We start from the raw sequence: 20,749 nt of genomic DNA, 5'->3' as shown, positions 1-20,749 counted from the left end.
TGATGCAATTTTTACAACCGATTTGGAATATGCCAAGACCACTTAAGCGTCTTGTTAGTATCGTTGTTGATGTTTTATTTATTATTATCGCCTTTTGGGGGGCTTTTGCTACCAGGTTAGATGGTATCGCAGCGTATGTGCAGCAAGACTCTTATTGGAAGTTACTCGCAATATTAATCCCATGTACGTTGTTAGTTTTTACAAAGAGTGGGTTATATCGTGCTATTCTTCGCTATTTAAGTTTGCACGCTGTGGCAAGCATTTGTATTTCTGCCATATTTTCTTCTGCTTTTATTGTTTTCTTTTCTTATTTTAATTATTTGTTCATGCCACGTTCTGTCCCCGTTATATATGCTAGTTATCTGGTTGTACTGTGTGGTGGCTCTCGTTTAATTGTACGTATACTTTTGTCTGATTTCCTTGGGAAGAAGAAAAAGAAGGCGCTGATTTATGGTGCTGGTTCAGCCGGTTTACAGTTAGCTAATATGTTGCGCCAAGGCAAAGATTTCCATCCTGTTGCATTTATTGATGATGATAGAAAGAAGCATAAGACAGCAATGCAGGGTATTACTGTTTATAGACCAAAATATCTTGAAAGATTAATAAAAAAACATTGCATATCAACAGTTTTATTAGCAGTTCCTTCTGCTTCTCAGATTCAAAAAAAGGTGATCATTGAATCTTTAGCTAAGTTGCACGTTGAGGTGTTAACCATACCTAACTTAGACGATTTAGTTAACGGTAAGTTGTCTATAGGGCAACTCAAAGAAGTCTCTATTGATGATTTATTGGGGCGTATTGCTGTAACTCCTCAAGCAGAGTTAATGGAAGCGAATATTAAAGATAAAGTGGTCATGGTCACAGGGGCTGGAGGCTCTATCGGCTCTGAGATTTGCCGACAAATTATACAAAACAAACCGGATACCTTGGTTTTATTTGAGCTTTCCGAATTTAGTTTGTATCAGATTCAACATGAGTTATTGCAAGTAATCGCAAGTAAGCAATTGTCTATAAAGGTCATTCCTTTACTTGGTTCTGTTCAGCGATTAGCTAGACTAGCTGCAACGATGAAGGCTTTTAAGGTACAAACTGTTTATCATACCGCTGCTTATAAACATGTTCCGTTAGTTGAATATAACGTGGTCGAAGGTGTTCGTAATAATATTTTTGGAACGAATTATACCGCTCAAGCTGCGATTGAATCTCAGGTTGAGTCATTTGTTTTGATTTCAACTGATAAGGCTGTTCGACCGACAAACATAATGGGTACAACCAAGCGAATTGCGGAGCTTGGTTTACAAGCTTTAGCCCAAGTTGAAAATACAAAAACTCATGGAACGCGTTTTTGTATGGTGCGTTTTGGTAATGTATTAGGCTCATCAGGTTCGGTTATCCCTTTGTTTAAAAAGCAAATTGCACAAGGTGGCCCCATTACATTAACCCATCAAGATATAACACGTTACTTTATGACGATCCCTGAAGCTGCTCAATTAGTTATTCAAGCCGGATCTATGGGAAAAGGCGGAGATGTATTTGTTTTAGATATGGGAGAGTCGGTCAAGATAGCTGATCTTGCTCGTAATCTAGTTCATTTATCAGGTCTTGAAGTGATAAGTGATGAACATCCTGATGGTGATATTGAGATTATATGTACTGGGCTTCGCCCTGGTGAAAAATTATATGAAGAGTTATTGATTGGAGAGAACGTAGGTAAAACAGCCCATGAGCGTATTATGACGGCAAACGAAGAGTTTTTACCTTTATGTGAATACAATCAATTGCTAGATGATTTAGATACGGCCTGCCATAATTTTGATCATGCAACTATTCGACAGTTATTAATCGACGCACCGACTGGCTTTGCTCCTGTAGATGGTATCGGTGATCTGGTTTGGAAGGCAGAAGCTCCGAGACTATAAGTTTGTAATGCTACACATAGCCTCGAAGGCCGTTTTTATGTGACGCTATTTCCTAAATAATGCTTTAAAGGTATTGCTTATGATTTATCCATTTACTTGATTGTGGTTATTATCTATCATGATCAATTAGTTGTTTAAGCTGAACAGCTAACAGGGGTGTAAAAGTTACCCTCTACATATAAACGTTTATATCAATGGAAATTATTATGAAAAAAATGGCTTTAGTAGCTGCATTAGCAGTTAGCTTCTCAGGTGCTGCTTTTGCAGCAACAGAAACAGCAGCAGCGGGCGCTGGTACTGGTGCAGGAACAAGTGGCGCAGCAGCGGGCGCTGGTGCATCTGCAGCAGCAGCTGGTACAGCAACAACAGTTGCAGTAGCGACAGCAGCAGTAGCGGTAGCTGCAGCAGTTGCAGTTGCTTCTAATGATAGTGGTGCAACAACTACAACTACAACTAACTAATTTTTGTTAGGGTAGGTTTAAACCATTTTATGTGAAAACATAAAATGGTTTTTTTATATCTAATTGATTAATTTTCATATTGGACATCAGCAACCAGATTGCTAGGAAGCAGAACTCGTCATGCTTAAATCTCTAATCATATCTCTTGGCCTTTTTCTTGCTGGTTGTTCTCAGCAGTTTCAAGACGTCAATTCCACTTTTGATGAGGCCTTTTTTGGAAGCTCTGATGTTGAGCTGTCGAAGGAATACATTCAAAACTTACCTTATTCCAGCATTTATGCAGAAGTGAATAACCAAGGTAAAATCTTCATGGTCTTAGCGTACGTCGGTGAAAACCCGCAAACGGGCGCAGAGCAGTTAAAGTGGATGTCTTCTGACAAAGCGATGATCGTCACTGAAAATGGACGTGTCGTACAAACACTATTGCTTCCTTACGAAAACCTTTCTGGTTTGGTATTCCAACCGTTAAATACGTTCTCGTCTGCAAACAGCTCGTCAGCCGATTCTTCTTCTGCGTTTGATGTGTCTGCCAACCCGGGTGCTCAAAAATGGCAAGCGGTTTACGACTGGCAACCCAACTATCGATTCGGCTATAAAGCAAATATCACCCGAACGTATGCAGGGAATGAAACGGTCGAAACACCGTTAGCGTCTATCGATACCAAGAAGTTCCAAGAAAAAATTCGATTCCCAATGTTAGAACAAGACATCACCAACGAATATTGGGTCGACAGCAAAGGCAAAGTGGTCAAAACCATACAGTATTTAGGCCCTGATATGACAAGGCTTGAGTTAACCGTCCTTAAGCATTATCAAAGCCATTAACGAACAGGGTAATGAACTAAAATGATGAATTATGTGAGTCATACATCAAAAATGACGGGACGTCGGTTGCCCGTAGTGAGAGCTCTGTTAATGATGAGAAACTTGTTAGCTTTGAGCGCGCTGTTCTCTCTGTGCACTGTTAGCTACGCTTCTGCGGCACCTAACGTTGTTAAGTCTTCGGTTAAGACAACGGTTGAGCTTCCCCTGCAAGGCGTAACGCTTGAGTATAAAGCTGACGTTCGGCTGCTTCAGGTATTAGATGACGCTAACGCTAGCTTTAATGCGAATGCTAGCTCTAACGTGAATGCTAGCTCTAACGAAAATGCTAGCGACAGTATTGGTTACTTCCCCCTTTCGGCTCAACTGTTTGATAAAACCAATACTCAAGCTATCGAAACAACAAAGCGCAATGTATTGAATCAACTTGACGCTTTCGCAGTAGAAGAGCCAGAAGCAAACTTGGTGCGCCAGCAATTAGCCTCTTTCCAATACCTCAATCGAGTTTTTATTGAGTTAGACCGCAATGCCGTTATCTCACAATCAGATAAGAACCCGTTACTTGTTTCAAGTTCTCATACTAACAAGCCGTCGTCTGCTACCATAAAAAGAGCATCTACTAGCCAAACTCAAGCCTTTTCTCTGTACTTACCACAACGACCAACGTCCATTCAGTTGATGGGTGTAATGAAAGAGTCGGTAACAATGAATCTGATTGAGCATGGAACGTTGAATGATTATCTCGATGCATTGCCGAACGGCATTATTGGTGAATCCGCAGATAAAAGCGTGGCGTATGTTGTTCAGCCAGATGGCGTGGTGCAAGCCATTCAATACGCTTACTGGAACGAACAGCCAGTTTACCTAGCTCCAGGTGCCATCGTATTTATGGCGTTTTACTCTTTGCCATCAGAATACTCAACGTTGAACCAAGATATCGTCGATTTGCTACGTCATAAGGTTGGCCTGTAATGCTGAAACAGAAATCATTCCCTCTATCGGCAGTGTGCACATCGGTTACCTGCGCCTTGTTAATGGCCAGTAGTGCTTCTGTTTTTGCAGAGACGGTTATTGCTGACCCGGTTTTTACAGACACGGCTCGTGCAGAAACAACCATTGATTCCGCTTCAATTCGAGCAGAAAAATCATCATTCGACGACACCGAATACAGAACATCACAAATGAACTTTGGTGGTGTTGGCTTGATGCAAATGCCAACAGGCCGAATGGCACCCGAAGGTGAGTTCAACTTTAGTGCTTCGTTTAACAACGAGTACTACTTTTACAACGTGAGCCTGCAGGTGATGCCTTGGCTTGAAACCACCATTCGTTATACACAAGTACAAGAAATGCCCAATAAAATAGAAGGGCAAGATTGTTCTGATAATTCGTTCAACGGTTGTAGTAAATATACCGACAAGGGTATCGACTTTAAACTGCGTTTAGTCGAAGAGGGGTACTATTTACCGGAAGTATCAGTAGGTGTGCGTGACTTTGGTGGTACCGGCTTGTTTGATGGCGAATTTGTTGCGGCAACCAAACGTTTTGGCCCCGTTGATTTTACCTTGGGCATGGCTTGGGGGTACATGGGCACCAGTGGTAACTTCACTAACCCATTGTGCAAAGCCAGTGACAAGTATTGTGAACGCCCGTCCGATTATAAAGGCAATGGTGGCAGTGTCGATTTTGAGCGCTGGTTTAAAGGCGATGCAGCAATTTATGGTGGCTTTGAATACCAAACCCCGTATAAACCGCTAACCTTGAAGCTTGAGTACGATGGCAATAATTACTCTCAGGACTTTCCTAAGGTGCTGGGAGGGTTTGACATGACACAACACACGCCATGGAACGTGGGCGCTGTGTACCGCTTTACAGATTGGGGCTCGGCTAAAGTGAGCTACGAGCGAGGTGATACTTTAACCCTTGGTTTCGATCTCTCGACTAACTTCAATGAAATGTATTCGGTGTGGCGAGATACCGAAACAGCAGAGTTGCGCCCAAGTGGTGTCGATACGGTTGACGATATTGATATGGCGGCCCTTGCTAAAGAGCTTGAAACAGTCGCAGGCTATGAACAAGCGCAAATCTTGGTCGACGATAACAGCATTGTAGTAAAGGGCACTCAGGTTAAATACCGAGACAGGGATATCGCCCTTGAACGCGGTGCGACCGTGATCGCAAATGCGGTACCGAGTTACATCGATACCTATAAAATTATCGAAAACGATAAATCGATGGAACTCACCGAGACAACGGTAGATGCACAAGCATTCAAAGCGGCGGCGAACAACCATTACCTTAATGCTCAAACCAGTGATGCAACAAACACTCACGAACTAGAGCGTAAGAAATCCGTTATTTATCACGATGGGCGAGAGCGATTCGATGTGTCGATTTCACCAAACCTAGCTCAATCGTTCGGTTCGGCTGAAAACTTCTACTTGTACAGTTTGGGCTTATACACCAACGCTTCGTTCTGGGCGTTAAACAATGTCGAACTGTCGGGCTCTCTTTACGTCAACTTAATTGATAATTACGACAAGTTTAATTACGAAATTCCATCAGACGGCACCGACCAAACGCCAAGAGTAAGAACCTTGTTCCGCTCTTACGTTGACGACCCGGTTCGTTTAGATCGTTTACAACTGACTTGGTTTGAAGACTATGGCAGCGGTGTCTACACCCAAGCTTACGGTGGTTACCTAGAGAGCATGTTTGCTGGCGTAGGTGGCGAAATCCTGTATCGACCATTCAACCAAAACTGGGCCATTGGCGCAGACATGACAGCAATAAGCCAGCGCGATCCTGAAAGTTGGTTCGGCACGTTTGATCAAGAGATCCAAGTCAACCCAGATGACAGCAGCCGAACGTACAAAGTGATCGATAAAGGCACGACTGGCTTTATCACCGGTTACTACACCCCACAATGGGATTTTTTGAGCGATACCTTACTTAAAGTTGGCGTCGGTAAATTCCTTGCGGGTGATATCGGTACTCGTGTCGATTTCTCTAAGCAGTTCAAGAGTGGCGTTATTGCCGGTGCGTTTGTCAGCTTAACCGACATGACAACCGAAGAGTACGGTGAAGGCAGTTATACCAAAGGCTTCTATGTATCTATCCCGTTTGATTTAGTCACCGTGAAACCAAGCTCAAGCCGCGCAGGCTTTACCTGGTTACCGATTACGCGTGACGGCGGACAAGTGCTGAATAAACAATACAACTTGTTCGATCAGACCGATGCTCGCTCACCTTGGTTCCAAAGACCAAGCAGCGTTAAGTAGATTGAGAGCTGGTGCGGGTAACGAAGATCTAAAAAGCAATAACGAGATACGAATAGCTTTTAGCTTTTAGCTCTTCGTTCACTCGTATCTCGTCTACGCGCATCAACCCTTAAACGCTTTAACTTCGAAACCATTCAACTAGGTTGATAATAAGCACAGATTGTGGATAATGCTTACGCAATAAAATAACCGCGTGAAAGTACGAACTTTGACTCGGTTTACGACAAAATACTTCTATCTCAATTCCAAATAGATAGAGGCATATTAACTACGCAGTGTGATGTCGCGGAATATCAAAGGGCGGTAGCATCTCACTTCCCAATCGTAAATGGGAGCAAGATCACAGCTCTTTCACTCCTTAGCTCTATTAAATACTGCGTAGCTGATAAAATGACTCGCTTAACTTCCTTTGGGTATCCTTCGGGATATCACGACACATTCCGTTTCTATGACTTGGTTAACATGAAGATTAATAAACATCGTCTCCTTATAGCGCTCCTTCCTGTATTACTTGCAGGCTGTACGACTCCAGGAACACACCTTTCTACGGGCAATAAGAATGTGATTCAGCCTTCAGAGGAACAGCAAGAATCTGATATCTCTGATGTGGTTAACCTTTACGCACTTACGGCTCAATCTGTATCAAGTTACCGAAATGAGTCTTTATCGGTTTCACAAGCCAACCCGGAACTTGATGTTGATATCGCGAAGTATGAATACCAAGTGGGTGTCGGTGACATCCTAAATATTACCATTTGGGATCACCCTGAACTGACGATTCCTGCCGGTTCTTACCGTAGCAGTGCAGAAGCGGGTAACTGGGTTCATGCCGATGGCACCATCTTCTACCCGTACATTGGTACCGTTGAAGTGGCTGGTAAAACCGTACGCGAAGTGCGTACTGATATTGCAACTCGCTTAGCAAAGTACATCGAAAGCCCTCAGGTTGATGTTAACGTTGCGGCTTTCCGTTCTAAGAAAACCTACATTACGGGCGAGGTTTCAAACCCTGGTCAGCAAGCGATTACCAATATCCCTTTAACGTTATTGGATGCAGTAAACCGCTCTGGTGGTTTATCTGAAGATGCCGACTGGCGTAATGTTTCATTAACCCGTAATGGCGTGGAAGAGAACCTTTCTCTTTACGGTTTAATGCAGCGTGGTGACTTAACACAAAACCGCTTACTGCAAGCGGGTGATATTGTTCACGTACCTCGTAACGATAATCAAAAAGTATTCGTGATGGGTGAAGTGAATGACCCACAACTGTTGAAGATCGACCGTGTCGGCATGAGCCTAACGGAAGCGCTTAGCAACGTAGGCGGCATTAACCAGTTAACGGCAGATGCAACGGGCGTGTTTGTGATTCGCACTTCGGATGATAAATCAGAACGCATGGCGGACATCTACCAACTGAATATGGAAGACGCATCAGCTTTAGTCATTGGTACCGAGTTTGATTTAAAACCTTACGACATTGTTTATGTTACCGCTGCGCCAATCAGTCGCTGGAACCGTGTTATTGGTCAGCTTGTACCGACCATTTCTGGCTTCAATGACCTAACCGAAGGCATGTTGCGCGTTCGTAATTGGTAATAAGCTCTGATTGATAATCAGGTTACATGTTGCGTGTAACCTGATTTTTTATATTTATAAGCTAAGCGCGTCAGATTTATAAATACGCTCGGTTTACGAAAATTAACGTTATAAGTGAATTATGTTTAATAAAATTTTGGTGGTGTGCGTCGGTAATATTTGTCGCTCACCGACTGGAGAACGTGTTCTTCAAAAATTGCTTCCCAACAAAGAAGTCGCCTCTGCAGGCATTGCTGCCGAAAAAAGTCGTTTAATCGGTAAGCCAGCAGATGACACGGCGATTTTGATTGCCTCTGAAAATGGTGTCGATGTTGAAAACCATCAGTCTCAACAAGTCACACCGCAGCTTTGTGCTCAGTATGATTTGATATTGGTGATGGAAAAGGGCCATTTAGAAGTGCTCACGCAAATATCACCGGAAGCGCGTGGTAAAACCATGCTATTTAGCCAGTGGATTGGTCAGAAAGACATTCCCGATCCGTATCGTCAAAGCCGTGAAGCATTTGAACATGCCTATAAATTGATTGACGAAGCGGCACAAGCTTGGGCGAAAAAACTGTAATTGATGCTGTTTTTCAAGCTAGATAACCTTCAGTTTTAAACAGTTAAACAGTTAAACAGTTAAACAGTTAAACAGTTAAACAGTTAAGCTTGAATCGCCACCAATAGAATCACATAAGAGGTAAGGATACGTAAGCCGTACGTCACTTATCTTCAAATATTAGTTTAGGAAGTAGCAATCTGATGACAACACAACCATCTCAGCAATCGCATACAGATAATTCTGATGAGATAGATTTAGGAAAACTGCTTGGCATTCTGCTGGACGCTAAATGGCTAATCATGCTGACCACATTCGCTTTTGCTGTGTTTGGTATTGCGTTTGCATTGCTTTCAACGCCGATATACAAAGCCGATGCCCTGATCCAAATTGAAGAGAAGAGCTCTGGCGGCATTTCATCAATGGTCGGTGATATGGGCGAGTTGTTCTCTCAAGAATCTTCTGCCACAACAGAAGTCGAGATCATCAAATCTCGTATGATCTTGGGCGAAACGGTCGATAAGTTTAACCTCACGACGGTGGCATCTCCTAACTATGCACCCATTGTAGGTAAAGGGTTTGCTCGCTTAACCGGCGACATCAACCACATCTCAGTAAGCCGTTTTACATTGCCAAGCTACGCGAATGGTTACGCACACACCATTCAGATTATCGATGCTGAGCAAGGCACCTACCAACTGGTTCGTGACGATGAACGCGTTATCTTGCAAGGTAAAGTGGGTGAGCTAGCAACAGCCGATGACTACAGCTTGTTTGTGGCTGGTTTTGAATCGCATAACGATTTTGAATTCTCGATTGGCCAACGTAGCCGACTAGAAGCGATCGAATGGCTGAAAGCTTCTTTGTCTCTGTCTGAGCAAGGTAAGCAGACTGGTATTTTGAAGTTAAGCTTTGAAGGTGAAAACAAGCAACAGATTTCTGAAATCCTTAATCATATTAGCCAGATCTACTTCTTACAAAACGTGAAGCGTAATTCAGCAGAAGCAGAGAAGAGCCTAGAGTTCTTAGAAAGCCACCTTCCGGGCATTAAATCTGAGCTAACCGGCTATGAAGACGTATTAAACAATTACCGCCAAAAGAACGAATCGATCGACTTGGGCTTAGAAGCACAATCAACCCTAAAGGTAATGGTAGAGCTTGAAGCGCAATTAAATGAACTGACGTTCAAAGAGAGCGAAATCAGCCAACGCTTCACTAAAGATCACCCTGCCTACAAAGCCTTGCTTGATAAGCGTAAAACGCTATTGGGTGAGAAAGATCGCTTAAACAAGCAAGTGCAAAAGCTGCCAAAAACACAACGTGAAGTACTGCGTATGACACGTGACGTAGAAGTAAACCAACAAATCTACATCCAGCTTTTAAACAAGGTTCAAGAGCTAAGCATTATCAAAGCCGGTACGGTTGGTAACGTTCGTATCTTAGATGACGCTCAGGCGTATGCTCGCGCCGTTAAACCGAAGAAGCCGCTGATTGTTGTGTTAGCTACGCTACTGGGTGGCATGCTAAGTGTCGCGTTTGTATTAGTGAAAGCGGCGTTCCACCGTGGAGTTGAAAGCCCAGACCAAATTGAACAAATCGGCCTTCCGGTTTACGCAGCGGTACCGAAATCTGATTTACAGATTGAGCTAACCAACCGCTTTAAATCGAAGAAACAGCAAACCAAGGGTACCCAAGCTCTGCTTGCTGAATCTAACCCTGCTGACCTTTCGGTTGAAGCGCTGCGTGGCCTTCGTACCAGTTTGCACTTTGCGATGCTAGAAGCGAAAAATAACGTCTTGATGATCTCTGGCCCGGCACCGGGTATCGGTAAATCATTCATCTCGACCAACTTTGCCGCAGTAGCTGCGAAAACTGGCCAAAAGGTACTGTTGATTGATGCCGATATGCGTAAAGGTTACCTACAGCAAAGCTTTGGTGTGAAGTGGGAAAACGGCCTTTCTGATGTATTGAGCAGTAAGCAAGAGTTTGCTCAATCAGTTAAAACGACCCCAGTTGAAAACCTAGAAATTATTACCCGCGGCCAAGTGCCACCCAACCCATCTGAGCTGCTGATGCACCCACGTTTTGCAGAACTCATGGAATGGGCAGCTAAAGAGTATGACTTGGTGATAGTCGATACCCCACCTGTACTGGCAGTAACCGACCCAAGCATTGTCGGCGCCTTTGCGGGTACCACATTAATGGTTGCGCGTTACGGTCAAAACACCATTAAAGAGATCGATGTGGCTCGTCACCGTTTCGAACAATCGGGTATCGAAGTGAAAGGCGTTATCTTCAACGCCATCGAGAAGAAAGCCTCAAGCTCTTACGGCTACGGTTACTACAACTATACGTATTCGAGCGACAAGAAGTAAAGAAAGCAGTAACGAGATGCGAGTAACCGGGTAAACGAAGAGCAGAAAGGCAGATACGAGATTCGAGTGGCGAGATACGAAAAGCGCCACTCGAATCCGCTCTTCATCTCTTCATCTCTTCATCTCTTCGTTACTCGTTTACCCGCTACTCGCATCTGCTCTTTTAGCTCTTCGTATCCCGCTTACTCGCTACCCGCATCTGCTCTTAATCTCTTCGTATCTCGCTTACCCGCTACCCGCATCTATGTTTTATCCACTCGTATCTACTTTTTTATAACGCCACCTGTTAAATACAATCCAATCGCTGCTAACACCGGATAACCAAACGCCTCATTGGTCATTTCCCCCAACGGTTTCCAATCGTAACCGTGCATACAACCTAGAATCACCATCACATGCAGTGCCACATAAGGAATGGTGAACAACAACACAATGTAGCGTTGTACCAACTTAAAAGGTTCATACGCTTTAAGCAGTGCCAGCTTGTGCTTCGCTTTTTCTTCATCAGTAAAAAACATCGCATCTCCTGTGTTGGTGAGTGCACCTAACCCTTTGTTAATAGAAGACTGGCTCCCGAATATTCTTCCGAACAATGTCATACTGCTCCTTGGTTTATTGATTGGCTTTGACCGCATGTATAACCTTTGACTGTATAACCTTATGGTTCGACAACCTTATCGAGACCTTTCCTCCGCCATTTATCTGTTGAATTAGATTCCCTATCACGTTCGTCCCTCACTGTAGGGAATGACGACTACTTTTATTAAGTTAATAATCCCACGACTCCGTCATTCCAGAACTGAGGAACGAAGTATCTGGAATCTGCTTTTAGTCTCTTCGCTACTCGTTTACCCGTCATCCTCATTTGCTCCTCTAGCTTTTCGAATCTCGATACCCGTCACCCGCATCTGCTCTTAAGCTCTTAAAGCCATAACCGGACACGCCTTATTCACACCCCAATCTTTATGCTCCTTCACATTCTCATCTGAAATCAAGAACTGCTCTTGTAACGCTGCAAGCAAACCAAACAGCGCCTTACGCTGCGCAAGTGTGAAGTTGTCTTCTGGTTGCAGCTCGGCATTACAGCCACCGACCAAACAAACCCCAATATTGCCCTTGTTATGTCCTTTTACATGCGCGCCGGTTTGCGACAGTGGCCTGCCAAGTTCGACGTCCCCGTTGCGACGAATAACAAAGTGATACCCCACATCACGCCAGCCTCTCTTTTTATGCCATCGACGAATCTCGGCTACGTCTACATCTTGCTGTGGTGGCGTGGCGCTGCAATGCACCGTAATAAATGAGAATGCCGGGCAATGAGGCAAACGGAGTAAAACCGAAACGAGACTGAAGGAATAGGGTGCGAGTGAAAAGCAAGGCTCTAACGAAGGACTTCGCTCTTCCGTGCTAGCCCGTTCTTCCGAGTCATCCAGTTCTTGTGAATCAGCAGACGCTTCTAACGGCTGATGTGGAACTCGATCAGTTGCTGGTGGAGTGTTTGACAAAATAAATCCTCGTGTTGTTGTAAATAGGCGATTAAAGACGTTGATAACGATTCTTTTAAATTAGGGTGCAATGCGATGTGTTGTCGCAAACTGGTGGCTACGGTTTTGGCATAACCAGAGTGGTGGTTTACATAACGTAAATACATCACGCAGTAACCCAGTGGCTGCCTGCGCCGTGCTCGGCTGATCATCCAACAAATATCCTCATAGCTGTGATCTTCCAAGAGCAAGTCTTCGAAATAAGCTTTTTCAAAGTGCAAGCCTTCAAAATAACGGCACTCGATACTCGCCATTCCGGGTTGGTACGCTGAAATAAAAAGAGAAACTATCGCCTTCATTAAGCACCTTGTTGCTGCATGGGGAGGGCAATGTACTTGAAGATTCTTGATTGGGGTTGGCGGTAATAACGCGAAAACGAAGGAACGTAGAAAAGTGAGAGGTGCTTCGAAGGTAATCATCTTAAGTAGTGTTCTTGTTGCATAACAGTGAGAACACATAGGAAAAACACTTTTTGTTACTTTTTATCTCGCTGCACCTTCGCCCCCAAAGCGCCAAAAAGTGTTGTTAATGCCTTTTGTATCAATGGTTATGCATATCTATGAGTTTTTATAGCGAGAACCATGCAATTAGATAGACCAATTAACAAGGAGCGTTATTCATGTGTGTTTCCCTCATTCTTTCTTTCATCCCATTAAAAACTGGCTCGCCTATCAGCAAGTTGGTGCTATTAAAATTGGCCGACAATGCAGACGCGCGCGGCGTGTGTTTTCCTTCCCTAAATTACTTGGCGCAATATTGCGAAGTGTCGGTAAGAACCGTGAAACGACACGTTAACGAATTGGAAAAACAAGGTTTTGTGAAGCGGATAAAGCGGTTTGATGATTCAGGACGCCAGCGCAGCAACATATATCAGCTACGCCTTCCTAGCGACAGCCACATTCAGCAGGCCGATTTAGACCAAGCAGCCAGAGCTCTAGATCAAGGAGACAGAGATCTAGACCTAAATGATCAAACCGACCTAGCTAACGCCAATGTAGAACAAACAGACTTACCGCCAGCCTCGCCAGAAAATGCACAGAAGACAGAACGTACAAAGAAAACAGACCATGCGCAGAAAACAGATCATTCAGACACCCCCCTGGGTGACTCAAGATCCAACACGGAGAGTGATCACCTGGCACACATAATCTTTCATAAAGAACATAAAACAGAGTTGAGCTTGAAAAATGGCCTCTTAGATAACCCCGATGCACTTGATCCCCCAAGCGGCTCTGAAGAACATGAGATCTCCCCCTTCATATCCAAACCCAAAAGCAAAACCAAAAATGAAGCCGTTATTCACCTGCTCACCAAAGAGGGCAGTGCGCCGATTTATCATGAGTTCACCACCATATTAGAACGCACCTACCCAAAGTTAGATGTGCTGCAAGAACTGCATGCCATGCAAGCGTGGTTGTACATCAACCCCGATAAGCGCAAACCCTTTGAGCACATTGGCCACTTTGTGAATGGCTGGCTAAGAAGAAGCGCCCAAGCCAAAGCGAAGCGAGACTCATCGCAAGTCTCTAAGCCAACAAGAGCGGCTAAACAAGCTAAAGCGGTTAAAAAAACAAAAGTGGTGAAACCCTCAAAGAAAGCTCAATCTATAAAAGCCGTAGGATCAATAAAAGTAGATGTGCCCACAGCTGCTTCAAACCAAGCGCAGCCTATCAAAAGCAATCAAGCCGAAAGCAAACCTCAACAACCCACACCTGTCTCTCAGGCACTAGCGGAATACAAAGCCAAAAGCCCCATCAACCCGTTCGAAGCTCGTATCAAGGCCCTAGTTCAATCCAAATCGCCCGGCACGGATTCTAAGCAATGACCATTCGATCATTCACAGACGAAGCAATTGCTCACACAGCCCAAAGCAATTTGAAAACCAAGAGCTTAGGAAACCAAAAGCGAATACAGACAAAAAACGTCAAGATACAAAAGTAGAATTAGGGAGAGGGAAAATGGACGATACCAGCCTAAAAAAACTGACAACGGAAGAAAAAATAACCATTTTAGAGAAAGAAATAGCGCGAGTGGAAGGGCGTATTGGCGAGTTCTTGAAACTGCTGGTTAGCCACTACCCACACGGATTAACACGCACCGAGATTAAAGCGTTATTGGTTGTGAACAACAACCCAAGCTTCGTCTCGCTGTACCGCAACGGTAACATTTTCATTGATATAGAAAAGCGCTACTGCGACGCAGCACAAGAAAACCGCTACCACATAGGCACTCAGTACCTGCAAGACGTACAATGCTTCCGGTGGCTGAATGCGTGGTGAGTTGTTTGTCATGCCAGAGTCAATTTCAAACTGGTTAATATGCACTTACTTTGCTAGAATGCTCCCAAATTTAAAAGCGTATGAAAACCGCATAAAGCGAACAAATTGTCACTATTGCCTTTAGGAGCCAAACCTAAGGGCGGTAGCGTATTCATATACACATAGATAGCAAAGATACTTGTCTATCTATTGGGCTGGTTTTAATAAAGTAAATGAAATATAGAGCTTAAGGGATACTGGGTGATTCTCGGTGTTTCAAAAGTAGAAATTAGCCTCAGCAATGGAAAGGTCTGAGGTAAATGAGAGTAATCATCAAAGAGTATGTACCAATACAGAGGTGTTTAAGTGAAAAAAGTTGCATTAATTACAGGTGTTACCGGCCAAGATGGTTCATATCTAGCAGAATTACTATTAGAAAAAGGATATGAAGTTCACGGTATTAAACGACGTGCATCTTCTCTCAACACTGAGCGGGTTGACCATATCTATCAGGATTCTCATGAAGATAACCCAAGCTTCTTTCTTCATTATGGTGATCTAACAGACTCGTCAAACCTTACACGTATTATTAAAGATGTCCAACCTGATGAAGTATACAACTTAGGGGCACAATCACACGTTGCGGTTTCTTTTGAGTGCCCAGAATATACGGCTGATGTCGATGCGATGGGCACCTTACGTTTGTTAGAAGCTATTCGTTTCTTAGGGTTAGAGAAGAAAACAAAATTTTATCAAGCTTCCACTTCAGAACTCTACGGTGAAGTACAAGAAATTCCACAAAAAGAAACTACGCCATTCCACCCTCGTTCTCCCTACGCTGTAGCAAAAATGTATGCATATTGGATTGTTGTCAATTATCGTGAATCTTATGGTATGTATGCATGCAACGGTATCTTGTTTAACCATGAATCACCACGTCGAGGAGAAACTTTTGTTACTCGAAAAATTACCCGAGCAATTTCAAATATTGCTCAAGGGTTAGAACCCTGTCTTTATTTAGGTAACATGGATGCACTACGTGATTGGGGGCATGCCAGAGATTACGTGCGTATGCAATGGATGATGCTTCAACAAGATGTAGCAGATGATTTTGTTATTGCTACAGGTAAACAAATTTCAGTTAGAGAATTTGTAACGTTATCAGCAAAAGAAGCGGGTATAGAGCTTGAATTCAGCGGAGATGGTGTTGATGAAATTGCAACAGTGACCGCAGTAATAGGTGCTAATGCACCAGCAGTGAATATTGGTGATGTTATTGTAAAAGTAGACCCTCGATACTTCCGACCTGCTGAAGTAGAGACCTTACTTGGCGACCCAACAAAAGCGAAAGAAAAGTTAGGTTGGGTTCCTCAAATTACGGTCGAAGAAATGTGTGCCGAAATGGTGCAGAACGATTTGAGTAAAGCGAAGCAGCATGCATTGCTCAAAGAGCACGGTCATAATGTATCTGTGGCGATTGAAAAGCAAGATTAATCCAACGTATATAAAGCGATAGAAGGTAGAGCAAATCATTACTGCCCTCTAATTGATAGACTCTATTGAATGTGGAATATCATATGAAAAAAATTTTTGTCGCCGGCCATCAAGGAATGGTCGGTTCTGCTATTGTACGTCAACTAGAACAAAACGGTGGCAATGAAATCATCACAAAGACTCGTGGTGAATTGGATTTACTATCACAATCAGATGTAATGTGTTTTTTTGCAGGACAAAAAATAGATCAAGTGTATTTAGCTGCTGCTAAGGTCGGCGGTATCGTAGCGAACAATATTTATCCGGCAGAGTTTATTTATGAAAATTTAACGATTCAAAATAACATTATTGAAGCTGCTCATCAGAATAGTGTTCAAGATTTATTATTTTTAGGCTCTTCGTGTATTTACCCTAAACTGGCGGAACAACCGATGGCCGAGAAAGCTCTACTTACTGGCACATTGGAAGAGACTAACGAACCTTATGCCATAGCTAAGATTGCGGGTATTAAAATGTGTGAGTCTTACAATAGGCAATATGGTCGCAATTATCGTTCTGTTATGCCAACTAATCTATATGGCGAAAATGACAATTTTCACCCGCAGAATTCACATGTTATTCCTGCTCTAATTCGTCGTTTTCACGAAGCTAAATTAGCTAATCAATCAGAAGTCGTTGCTTGGGGAAGCGGGAAACCGATGCGTGAGTTCTTGCATGTAGATGATATGGCCGCAGCCAGTATTTATGTAATGAACTTAGAAACTTCAACTTATGAATTAAATACTCAACCAATGCTTAGCCACATTAACGTAGGTACAGGGGTTGATTGTACTATTCGTGAGTTGGTTGAAACTATAGCTAAAGTTGTCGGTTATCAAGGTCAAATTGTTTTTGACGTCAGTAAGCCTGATGGTGCCCCTCGTAAGTTGATGGATGTTAGTCGCTTAACAGAACTAGGTTGGACTGCGAGCACTAATTTAGACGTAGGGTTAACAAGCACCTATCAATGGTTTGTAGAAAACCAAGATAACTTTAGAAATTAGCCTATGTATCTTGACCGAACAACATTTTCAACTGTGATTGAAAACACCCCTTTGGTTTCTATTGATTTGATCGTATTAAATAGTCAAGATCAAGCTTTGCTTGGCCATCGTTTGAATAAGCCAGCACTCGGTAGTTGGTTCGTACCCGGTGGTAGAATTTTAAAAAATGAAAATATTGAAACTGCCTTCAAGCGTTTAACTAAAGCTGAGCTAGGTATTGAAATTACGGTCGATCGAGCGGAGTTACAAGGCCCATTTACGCATTTGTATGATGATTGTGTCTTCGGCGATGAGTTTGGTACACATTATGTCGCGATAGCTTATCGCCTTGTCGTTGATGGTAGTGAATTAAATCTCCCTATAAATGATCAGCATAATGCTTACAAATGGTTCAGCATAGATAACTTACTGAAAAGTAAAGAAGTACATCTACATACTAAATGGTACTTCAAAAAAAACCATCGCTAAGAAGCAATGGGTGCTTTTGGGGTGGATATTAAGAATCTAAATTTTAGGAACACTTATGTTATTCCCTGTAATAATGGCTGGCGGCACGGGTAGTCGTCTTTGGCCTTTATCTCGTGATCTTTACCCAAAGCAGTTTCTAACTGTTGCTGGTGAAGACTCTATGTTGCAACAAACCTTTGCTCGTTTACAAGGACTTGAGCATAAAGCTCCTTTGTTAATTTGTAATGAAGAGCATCGTTTTATTGCCGCAGAACAAACGCGTTTAGGTGGCTATGAGCATTCCGGAATTATTTTAGAGCCTGTTGGGCGTAATACTGCACCTGCTATTGCTTTAGCTGCGTTACAGGCATTAAAACAAATGGAAACTGATCAGTTAGGTGATGAGCCGGTTCTTTTGGTACTCGCGGCTGATCACATAATTGAAAACCAAAGTGCCTTTCAAGCTTCGGTTAATAAAGGTCTAGTTTACGCTCAAGCTGACCAACTTGTTACCTTTGGAATTGTACCAACAGCTGCAGAAACTGGGTACGGATATATCAAACGCACCTCTAACTCCAATCAAGGTGATTCTGCATTTAAAGTAGATAGTTTTGTTGAAAAACCGAACTTAACCACAGCACAAGCTTATTTGGATTCTGGTGAATATTACTGGAACAGCGGTATGTTTATGTTTAAAGCTGCACAATACTTAAGTGAGCTTAAAAAACATAACCCAGCAATGCTTGAAGCCTGTGAAAAATCCATGAGCGCTGCTCAAGCAGATTTAGATTTTGTACGTGTTGATGAAGAAGCGTTTGAAGCGTGTCCGTCTGACTCTATCGATTACGCGGTGATGGAGCCCGTATGTTCAGATCATGGTTCAGGTAACTTAGTTGTCGTACCAATGGATGCAGGTTGGAGTGATGTTGGCTCTTGGTCTGCATTATGGGATGTATCCCCCAAAGATGCGCAAAACAACGTGCATAAAGGCGATGTATTCACCGTTGATTCAAGCAATAATTATGTGTATGCAGAGAACAAGCTGATCGCTACGGTTGGTGTAAACAACTTAGTGGTTGTTGAAACTAAAGATGCCATTCTAGTGGCCGAAAAATCTCAAGTACAAGAAGTGAAAGCGATTGTACAACAGCTTAAAGATGCAGGCCGCACTGAATATAAAGTCCATAGAGAAGTGTATAGGCCCTGGGGAAAGTACGATTCAATTGACTTTGGTAAACGTGATCATGTGAAACGTATTACGGTAAACCCAGGTGAAAAACTGTCGATCCAAAAGCACTACCACCGTGCAGAGCACTGGATAGTAGTTTCAGGTACTGCTAGTGTTACAAATGGTGATCGAGTGATTTTGGTTACTGAAGACCAGTCAACTTACATCCCTTTAGGTTGTATTCACGCTTTAGAAAACCCTGGTAAAATACCATTAGAGATGATTGAAGTTCAAACAGGTTCATACTTGGGAGAAGATGATATTGTTCGCTTTGAAGACCGTTACGGGAGAGCGTAAGAAATGTTGATTAGTTCTGAAGTATTAAAAAACAGTGGTGTTGCCTTTGGTACAAGTGGCGCTCGTGGTTTAGTTAGTCAATTTAACGATGAAGTTTGTGCTGCTTTTACCTGTGCTTTTATTGACTCAATGTTAGGAAGGTATTCTTTTCAACAAGTAGCAATTGCGATTGATAATCGCCCAAGTAGCCCTCAAATGGCGAAAGCTTGTGCGGATGCTCTTCAAGAACTTGGCATTGAAACGATATATTACGGAGTAATACCAACGCCAGCCCTAGCATATTCATCTATGCAAAAGGAAATACCTAGCATAATGGTGACTGGAAGTCATATCCCTTTTGACCGTAATGGATTGAAATTTTATCGGCCTGATGGTGAAATAACGAAAGAAGATGAGCTGCTAATTATGAGTAGTAATTCTGAAGTGAAATTGTCTGCTACTAGAAGAGATTTAGATGTTAATTCCTCAGCCGGGAAAGCTTATATTGAGCGTTACACTAAATTATTTAATAAGCAACTGCTTAATGGGAAGCGAATAGCGATATATGAACACTCTAGTGCTGGAAGAGACTTATACAAAGAGCTATTTACTCATTTAGGTGCAGACGTAATCTCTTTAGAGCGTAGTGATGAATTTGTTCCAATTGATACAGAAGCTGTGTCTGAAGCTGATAAGATAAAGGCCAAAGCATGGGCAAAGAAATATGATTTAGATGCAATATTCTCTACAGATGGTGATGGTGACCGCCCATTAGTCTCGGATGAAAATGGTGATTGGTTGAGAGGCGATATTTTAGGTCTGTTATGCTCTCAGTTTTTAAATATTGAAGCTTTAGCAGTACCGGTGAGTTGTAATACATCAATAGAAGCTAGTGGTGTTTTTTCTTGTATAGAGAGAACAAAAATTGGTTCCCCTTTTGTAATTGAAGCGTTTGGTCATTTGATAATGGATTACAACTCTGTAGCGGGTTTTGAAGCTAATGGTGGTTACTTATTAGGGACAGACATAATGGTAAATGGAAAGTCATTGAGCTCTTTGCCTACCCGAGATGCTGTCCTACCTGCAATCATCCTCCTTGCGATGTCAAATGAGAAAGGCATTTCAGAGTTAGTGAGGCAATTACCCAAACGATATACTTATAGCGATAGGATTCAGAATTTTCCGCCTCATCGTAGCCGTACTATTATTTCTAATGGTATAGACGATCCTAATCAATTAATTAAAAAATTAGAAATAAATGGTCAAGTAGAAAAAGTTGATTTAACTGATGGGTTAAGAATAACACTAGAGAAGAACAATATTATACATTTAAGGCCCTCAGGTAATGCTCCGGAACTACGTTGCTATTGTGAGACAGATAGTAATGAACTATCTGAAAGCTTGGTTATTCATGTTTTGGAAAAAATTATTGAAATAGAATGATATAAAATATCATAACTCTTT

At 42.7% G+C, this 20,749-nt stretch carries 18 protein-coding genes; 15 read left to right on the top strand and 3 right to left on the bottom strand.

From position 1 onward, the window contains the following. Positions 1-2 precede the first annotated feature (2 nt). From BCU75_RS03495 to BCU75_RS03460, 8 genes are all read left to right on the top strand, one after another. The gene (locus BCU75_RS03495) at positions 3-1,919 is read left to right on the top strand and encodes a polysaccharide biosynthesis protein (protein WP_102472943.1); all 1,917 of its coding nucleotides are present in this window, start codon (positions 3-5) and stop codon (positions 1,917-1,919) included. A gap of 206 nt (positions 1,920-2,125) precedes the next feature. Next, positions 2,126-2,380 carry a hypothetical protein gene (locus tag BCU75_RS03490; RefSeq protein WP_102472942.1) on the top strand — a complete coding sequence of 85 codons (255 nt, stop codon included), beginning with the start codon at positions 2,126-2,128 and terminating at the stop codon, positions 2,378-2,380. A gap of 120 nt (positions 2,381-2,500) precedes the next feature. Beyond that, a complete protein-coding gene (locus tag BCU75_RS03485; RefSeq protein ID WP_102472941.1) occupies positions 2,501-3,205 on the top strand; it encodes a YjbF family lipoprotein in 705 nt (234 codons plus the stop codon). A 21-nt stretch (positions 3,206-3,226) separates the two neighbouring features. Further along, positions 3,227-4,174, top strand: coding sequence for a capsule biosynthesis GfcC family protein (locus BCU75_RS03480; protein ID WP_102472940.1), 948 nt, complete (start codon positions 3,227-3,229; stop codon positions 4,172-4,174). Next, positions 4,174-6,483, top strand: a complete 2,310-nt coding sequence (locus BCU75_RS03475) for a YjbH domain-containing protein (protein WP_102472939.1) — start codon at positions 4,174-4,176, stop codon at positions 6,481-6,483. The genes BCU75_RS03480 and BCU75_RS03475 overlap by 1 nt, the downstream gene beginning before the upstream one ends. A gap of 462 nt (positions 6,484-6,945) precedes the next feature. Continuing rightward, positions 6,946-8,079, top strand: coding sequence for a polysaccharide export protein (locus BCU75_RS03470; RefSeq protein WP_102472938.1), 1,134 nt, complete (start codon positions 6,946-6,948; stop codon positions 8,077-8,079). Between the two features lie 121 nt (positions 8,080-8,200). Continuing rightward, complete coding sequence (locus tag BCU75_RS03465) at positions 8,201-8,641, top strand: low molecular weight protein-tyrosine-phosphatase (RefSeq protein WP_102472937.1); 441 nt, start codon at positions 8,201-8,203, stop codon at positions 8,639-8,641. A 182-nt stretch (positions 8,642-8,823) separates the two neighbouring features. Further along, positions 8,824-10,995: a polysaccharide biosynthesis tyrosine autokinase gene (locus BCU75_RS03460; protein WP_102472936.1), complete on the top strand. Its 2,172-nt coding sequence runs from the start codon at positions 8,824-8,826 to the stop codon at positions 10,993-10,995. A gap of 263 nt (positions 10,996-11,258) precedes the next feature. Here BCU75_RS03460 and BCU75_RS03455 read toward each other — a convergent pair whose 3' ends face one another. The 3 genes from BCU75_RS03455 to BCU75_RS03445 all read right to left on the bottom strand — a co-directional run bounded on the left by BCU75_RS03455 (position 11,259) and on the right by BCU75_RS03445 (position 12,838). Then, complete coding sequence (locus tag BCU75_RS03455) at positions 11,259-11,594, bottom strand: hypothetical protein (protein ID WP_102472935.1); 336 nt, start codon at positions 11,592-11,594, stop codon at positions 11,259-11,261. Positions 11,595-11,909: 315 nt separating this feature from the next. Beyond that, the gene (locus BCU75_RS03450; RefSeq protein WP_102472934.1) at positions 11,910-12,500 is read right to left on the bottom strand and encodes an N-acetylmuramoyl-L-alanine amidase; all 591 of its coding nucleotides are present in this window, start codon (positions 12,498-12,500) and stop codon (positions 11,910-11,912) included. Then, positions 12,452-12,838 carry a hypothetical protein gene (locus BCU75_RS03445; protein WP_102472933.1) on the bottom strand — a complete coding sequence of 129 codons (387 nt, stop codon included), beginning with the start codon at positions 12,836-12,838 and terminating at the stop codon, positions 12,452-12,454. The genes BCU75_RS03450 and BCU75_RS03445 overlap by 49 nt, the downstream gene beginning before the upstream one ends. A gap of 320 nt (positions 12,839-13,158) precedes the next feature. Between BCU75_RS03445 and BCU75_RS03440 the strand changes: the two genes are divergently transcribed. The 7 genes from BCU75_RS03440 to BCU75_RS03410 all read left to right on the top strand — a co-directional run bounded on the left by BCU75_RS03440 (position 13,159) and on the right by BCU75_RS03410 (position 20,728). Further along, a complete protein-coding gene (locus BCU75_RS03440) occupies positions 13,159-14,364 on the top strand; it encodes a helix-turn-helix domain-containing protein (protein ID WP_102472932.1) in 1,206 nt (401 codons plus the stop codon). A gap of 133 nt (positions 14,365-14,497) precedes the next feature. Beyond that, a complete protein-coding gene (locus BCU75_RS03435) occupies positions 14,498-14,818 on the top strand; it encodes a hypothetical protein (RefSeq protein ID WP_102472931.1) in 321 nt (106 codons plus the stop codon). A 345-nt stretch (positions 14,819-15,163) separates the two neighbouring features. Then, positions 15,164-16,291 carry a GDP-mannose 4,6-dehydratase gene (gmd, locus tag BCU75_RS03430; RefSeq protein ID WP_102472930.1) on the top strand — a complete coding sequence of 376 codons (1,128 nt, stop codon included), beginning with the start codon at positions 15,164-15,166 and terminating at the stop codon, positions 16,289-16,291. 83 nt (positions 16,292-16,374) lie between these two features. After that, positions 16,375-17,334 (top strand): GDP-L-fucose synthase, encoded by a 960-nt coding sequence (gene fcl, locus BCU75_RS03425; RefSeq protein ID WP_102472929.1) that lies wholly within the window; start codon positions 16,375-16,377, stop codon positions 17,332-17,334. Positions 17,335-17,337: 3 nt separating this feature from the next. After that, positions 17,338-17,802: a GDP-mannose mannosyl hydrolase gene (locus BCU75_RS03420; RefSeq protein WP_102472928.1), complete on the top strand. Its 465-nt coding sequence runs from the start codon at positions 17,338-17,340 to the stop codon at positions 17,800-17,802. A 55-nt stretch (positions 17,803-17,857) separates the two neighbouring features. Continuing rightward, complete coding sequence (locus tag BCU75_RS03415) at positions 17,858-19,306, top strand: mannose-1-phosphate guanylyltransferase/mannose-6-phosphate isomerase (RefSeq protein WP_102472927.1); 1,449 nt, start codon at positions 17,858-17,860, stop codon at positions 19,304-19,306. 3 nt (positions 19,307-19,309) lie between these two features. Beyond that, entirely contained in the window at positions 19,310-20,728 is a 1,419-nt protein-coding gene (locus BCU75_RS03410; protein WP_102472926.1) for a phosphomannomutase, read from the top strand. Positions 20,729-20,749: the final 21 nt, after the last annotated feature.

The organism is Vibrio splendidus (assembly GCF_002873455.1).
GTDB lineage: Bacteria > Pseudomonadota > Gammaproteobacteria > Enterobacterales > Vibrionaceae > Vibrio > Vibrio splendidus_J.
This window is presented reverse-complemented; position numbering and strand designations above follow the sequence as displayed.

Coding starts and splice junctions, on each gene's coding strand:
- BCU75_RS03445 (WP_102472933.1), bottom strand. CDS start 12,838: ATGAAGGCGATAGTTTCTCTTTTTATTTCAGCGTACCAACCCGGAATG.
- BCU75_RS03455 (WP_102472935.1), bottom strand. CDS start 11,594: ATGACATTGTTCGGAAGAATATTCGGGAGCCAGTCTTCTATTAACAAA.
- BCU75_RS03420 (WP_102472928.1), top strand. CDS start 17,338: ATGTATCTTGACCGAACAACATTTTCAACTGTGATTGAAAACACCCCT.
- BCU75_RS03480 (WP_102472940.1), top strand. CDS start 3,227: ATGATGAATTATGTGAGTCATACATCAAAAATGACGGGACGTCGGTTG.
- BCU75_RS03490 (WP_102472942.1), top strand. CDS start 2,126: ATGAAAAAAATGGCTTTAGTAGCTGCATTAGCAGTTAGCTTCTCAGGT.
- BCU75_RS03415 (WP_102472927.1), top strand. CDS start 17,858: ATGTTATTCCCTGTAATAATGGCTGGCGGCACGGGTAGTCGTCTTTGG.
- BCU75_RS03440 (WP_102472932.1), top strand. CDS start 13,159: ATGTGTGTTTCCCTCATTCTTTCTTTCATCCCATTAAAAACTGGCTCG.
- BCU75_RS03435 (WP_102472931.1), top strand. CDS start 14,498: ATGGACGATACCAGCCTAAAAAAACTGACAACGGAAGAAAAAATAACC.
- BCU75_RS03410 (WP_102472926.1), top strand. CDS start 19,310: ATGTTGATTAGTTCTGAAGTATTAAAAAACAGTGGTGTTGCCTTTGGT.
- BCU75_RS03470 (WP_102472938.1), top strand. CDS start 6,946: ATGAAGATTAATAAACATCGTCTCCTTATAGCGCTCCTTCCTGTATTA.
- BCU75_RS03475 (WP_102472939.1), top strand. CDS start 4,174: ATGCTGAAACAGAAATCATTCCCTCTATCGGCAGTGTGCACATCGGTT.
- BCU75_RS03465 (WP_102472937.1), top strand. CDS start 8,201: ATGTTTAATAAAATTTTGGTGGTGTGCGTCGGTAATATTTGTCGCTCA.
- BCU75_RS03485 (WP_102472941.1), top strand. CDS start 2,501: ATGCTTAAATCTCTAATCATATCTCTTGGCCTTTTTCTTGCTGGTTGT.
- BCU75_RS03495 (WP_102472943.1), top strand. CDS start 3: ATGCAATTTTTACAACCGATTTGGAATATGCCAAGACCACTTAAGCGT.
- fcl (WP_102472929.1), top strand. CDS start 16,375: ATGAAAAAAATTTTTGTCGCCGGCCATCAAGGAATGGTCGGTTCTGCT.
- BCU75_RS03460 (WP_102472936.1), top strand. CDS start 8,824: ATGACAACACAACCATCTCAGCAATCGCATACAGATAATTCTGATGAG.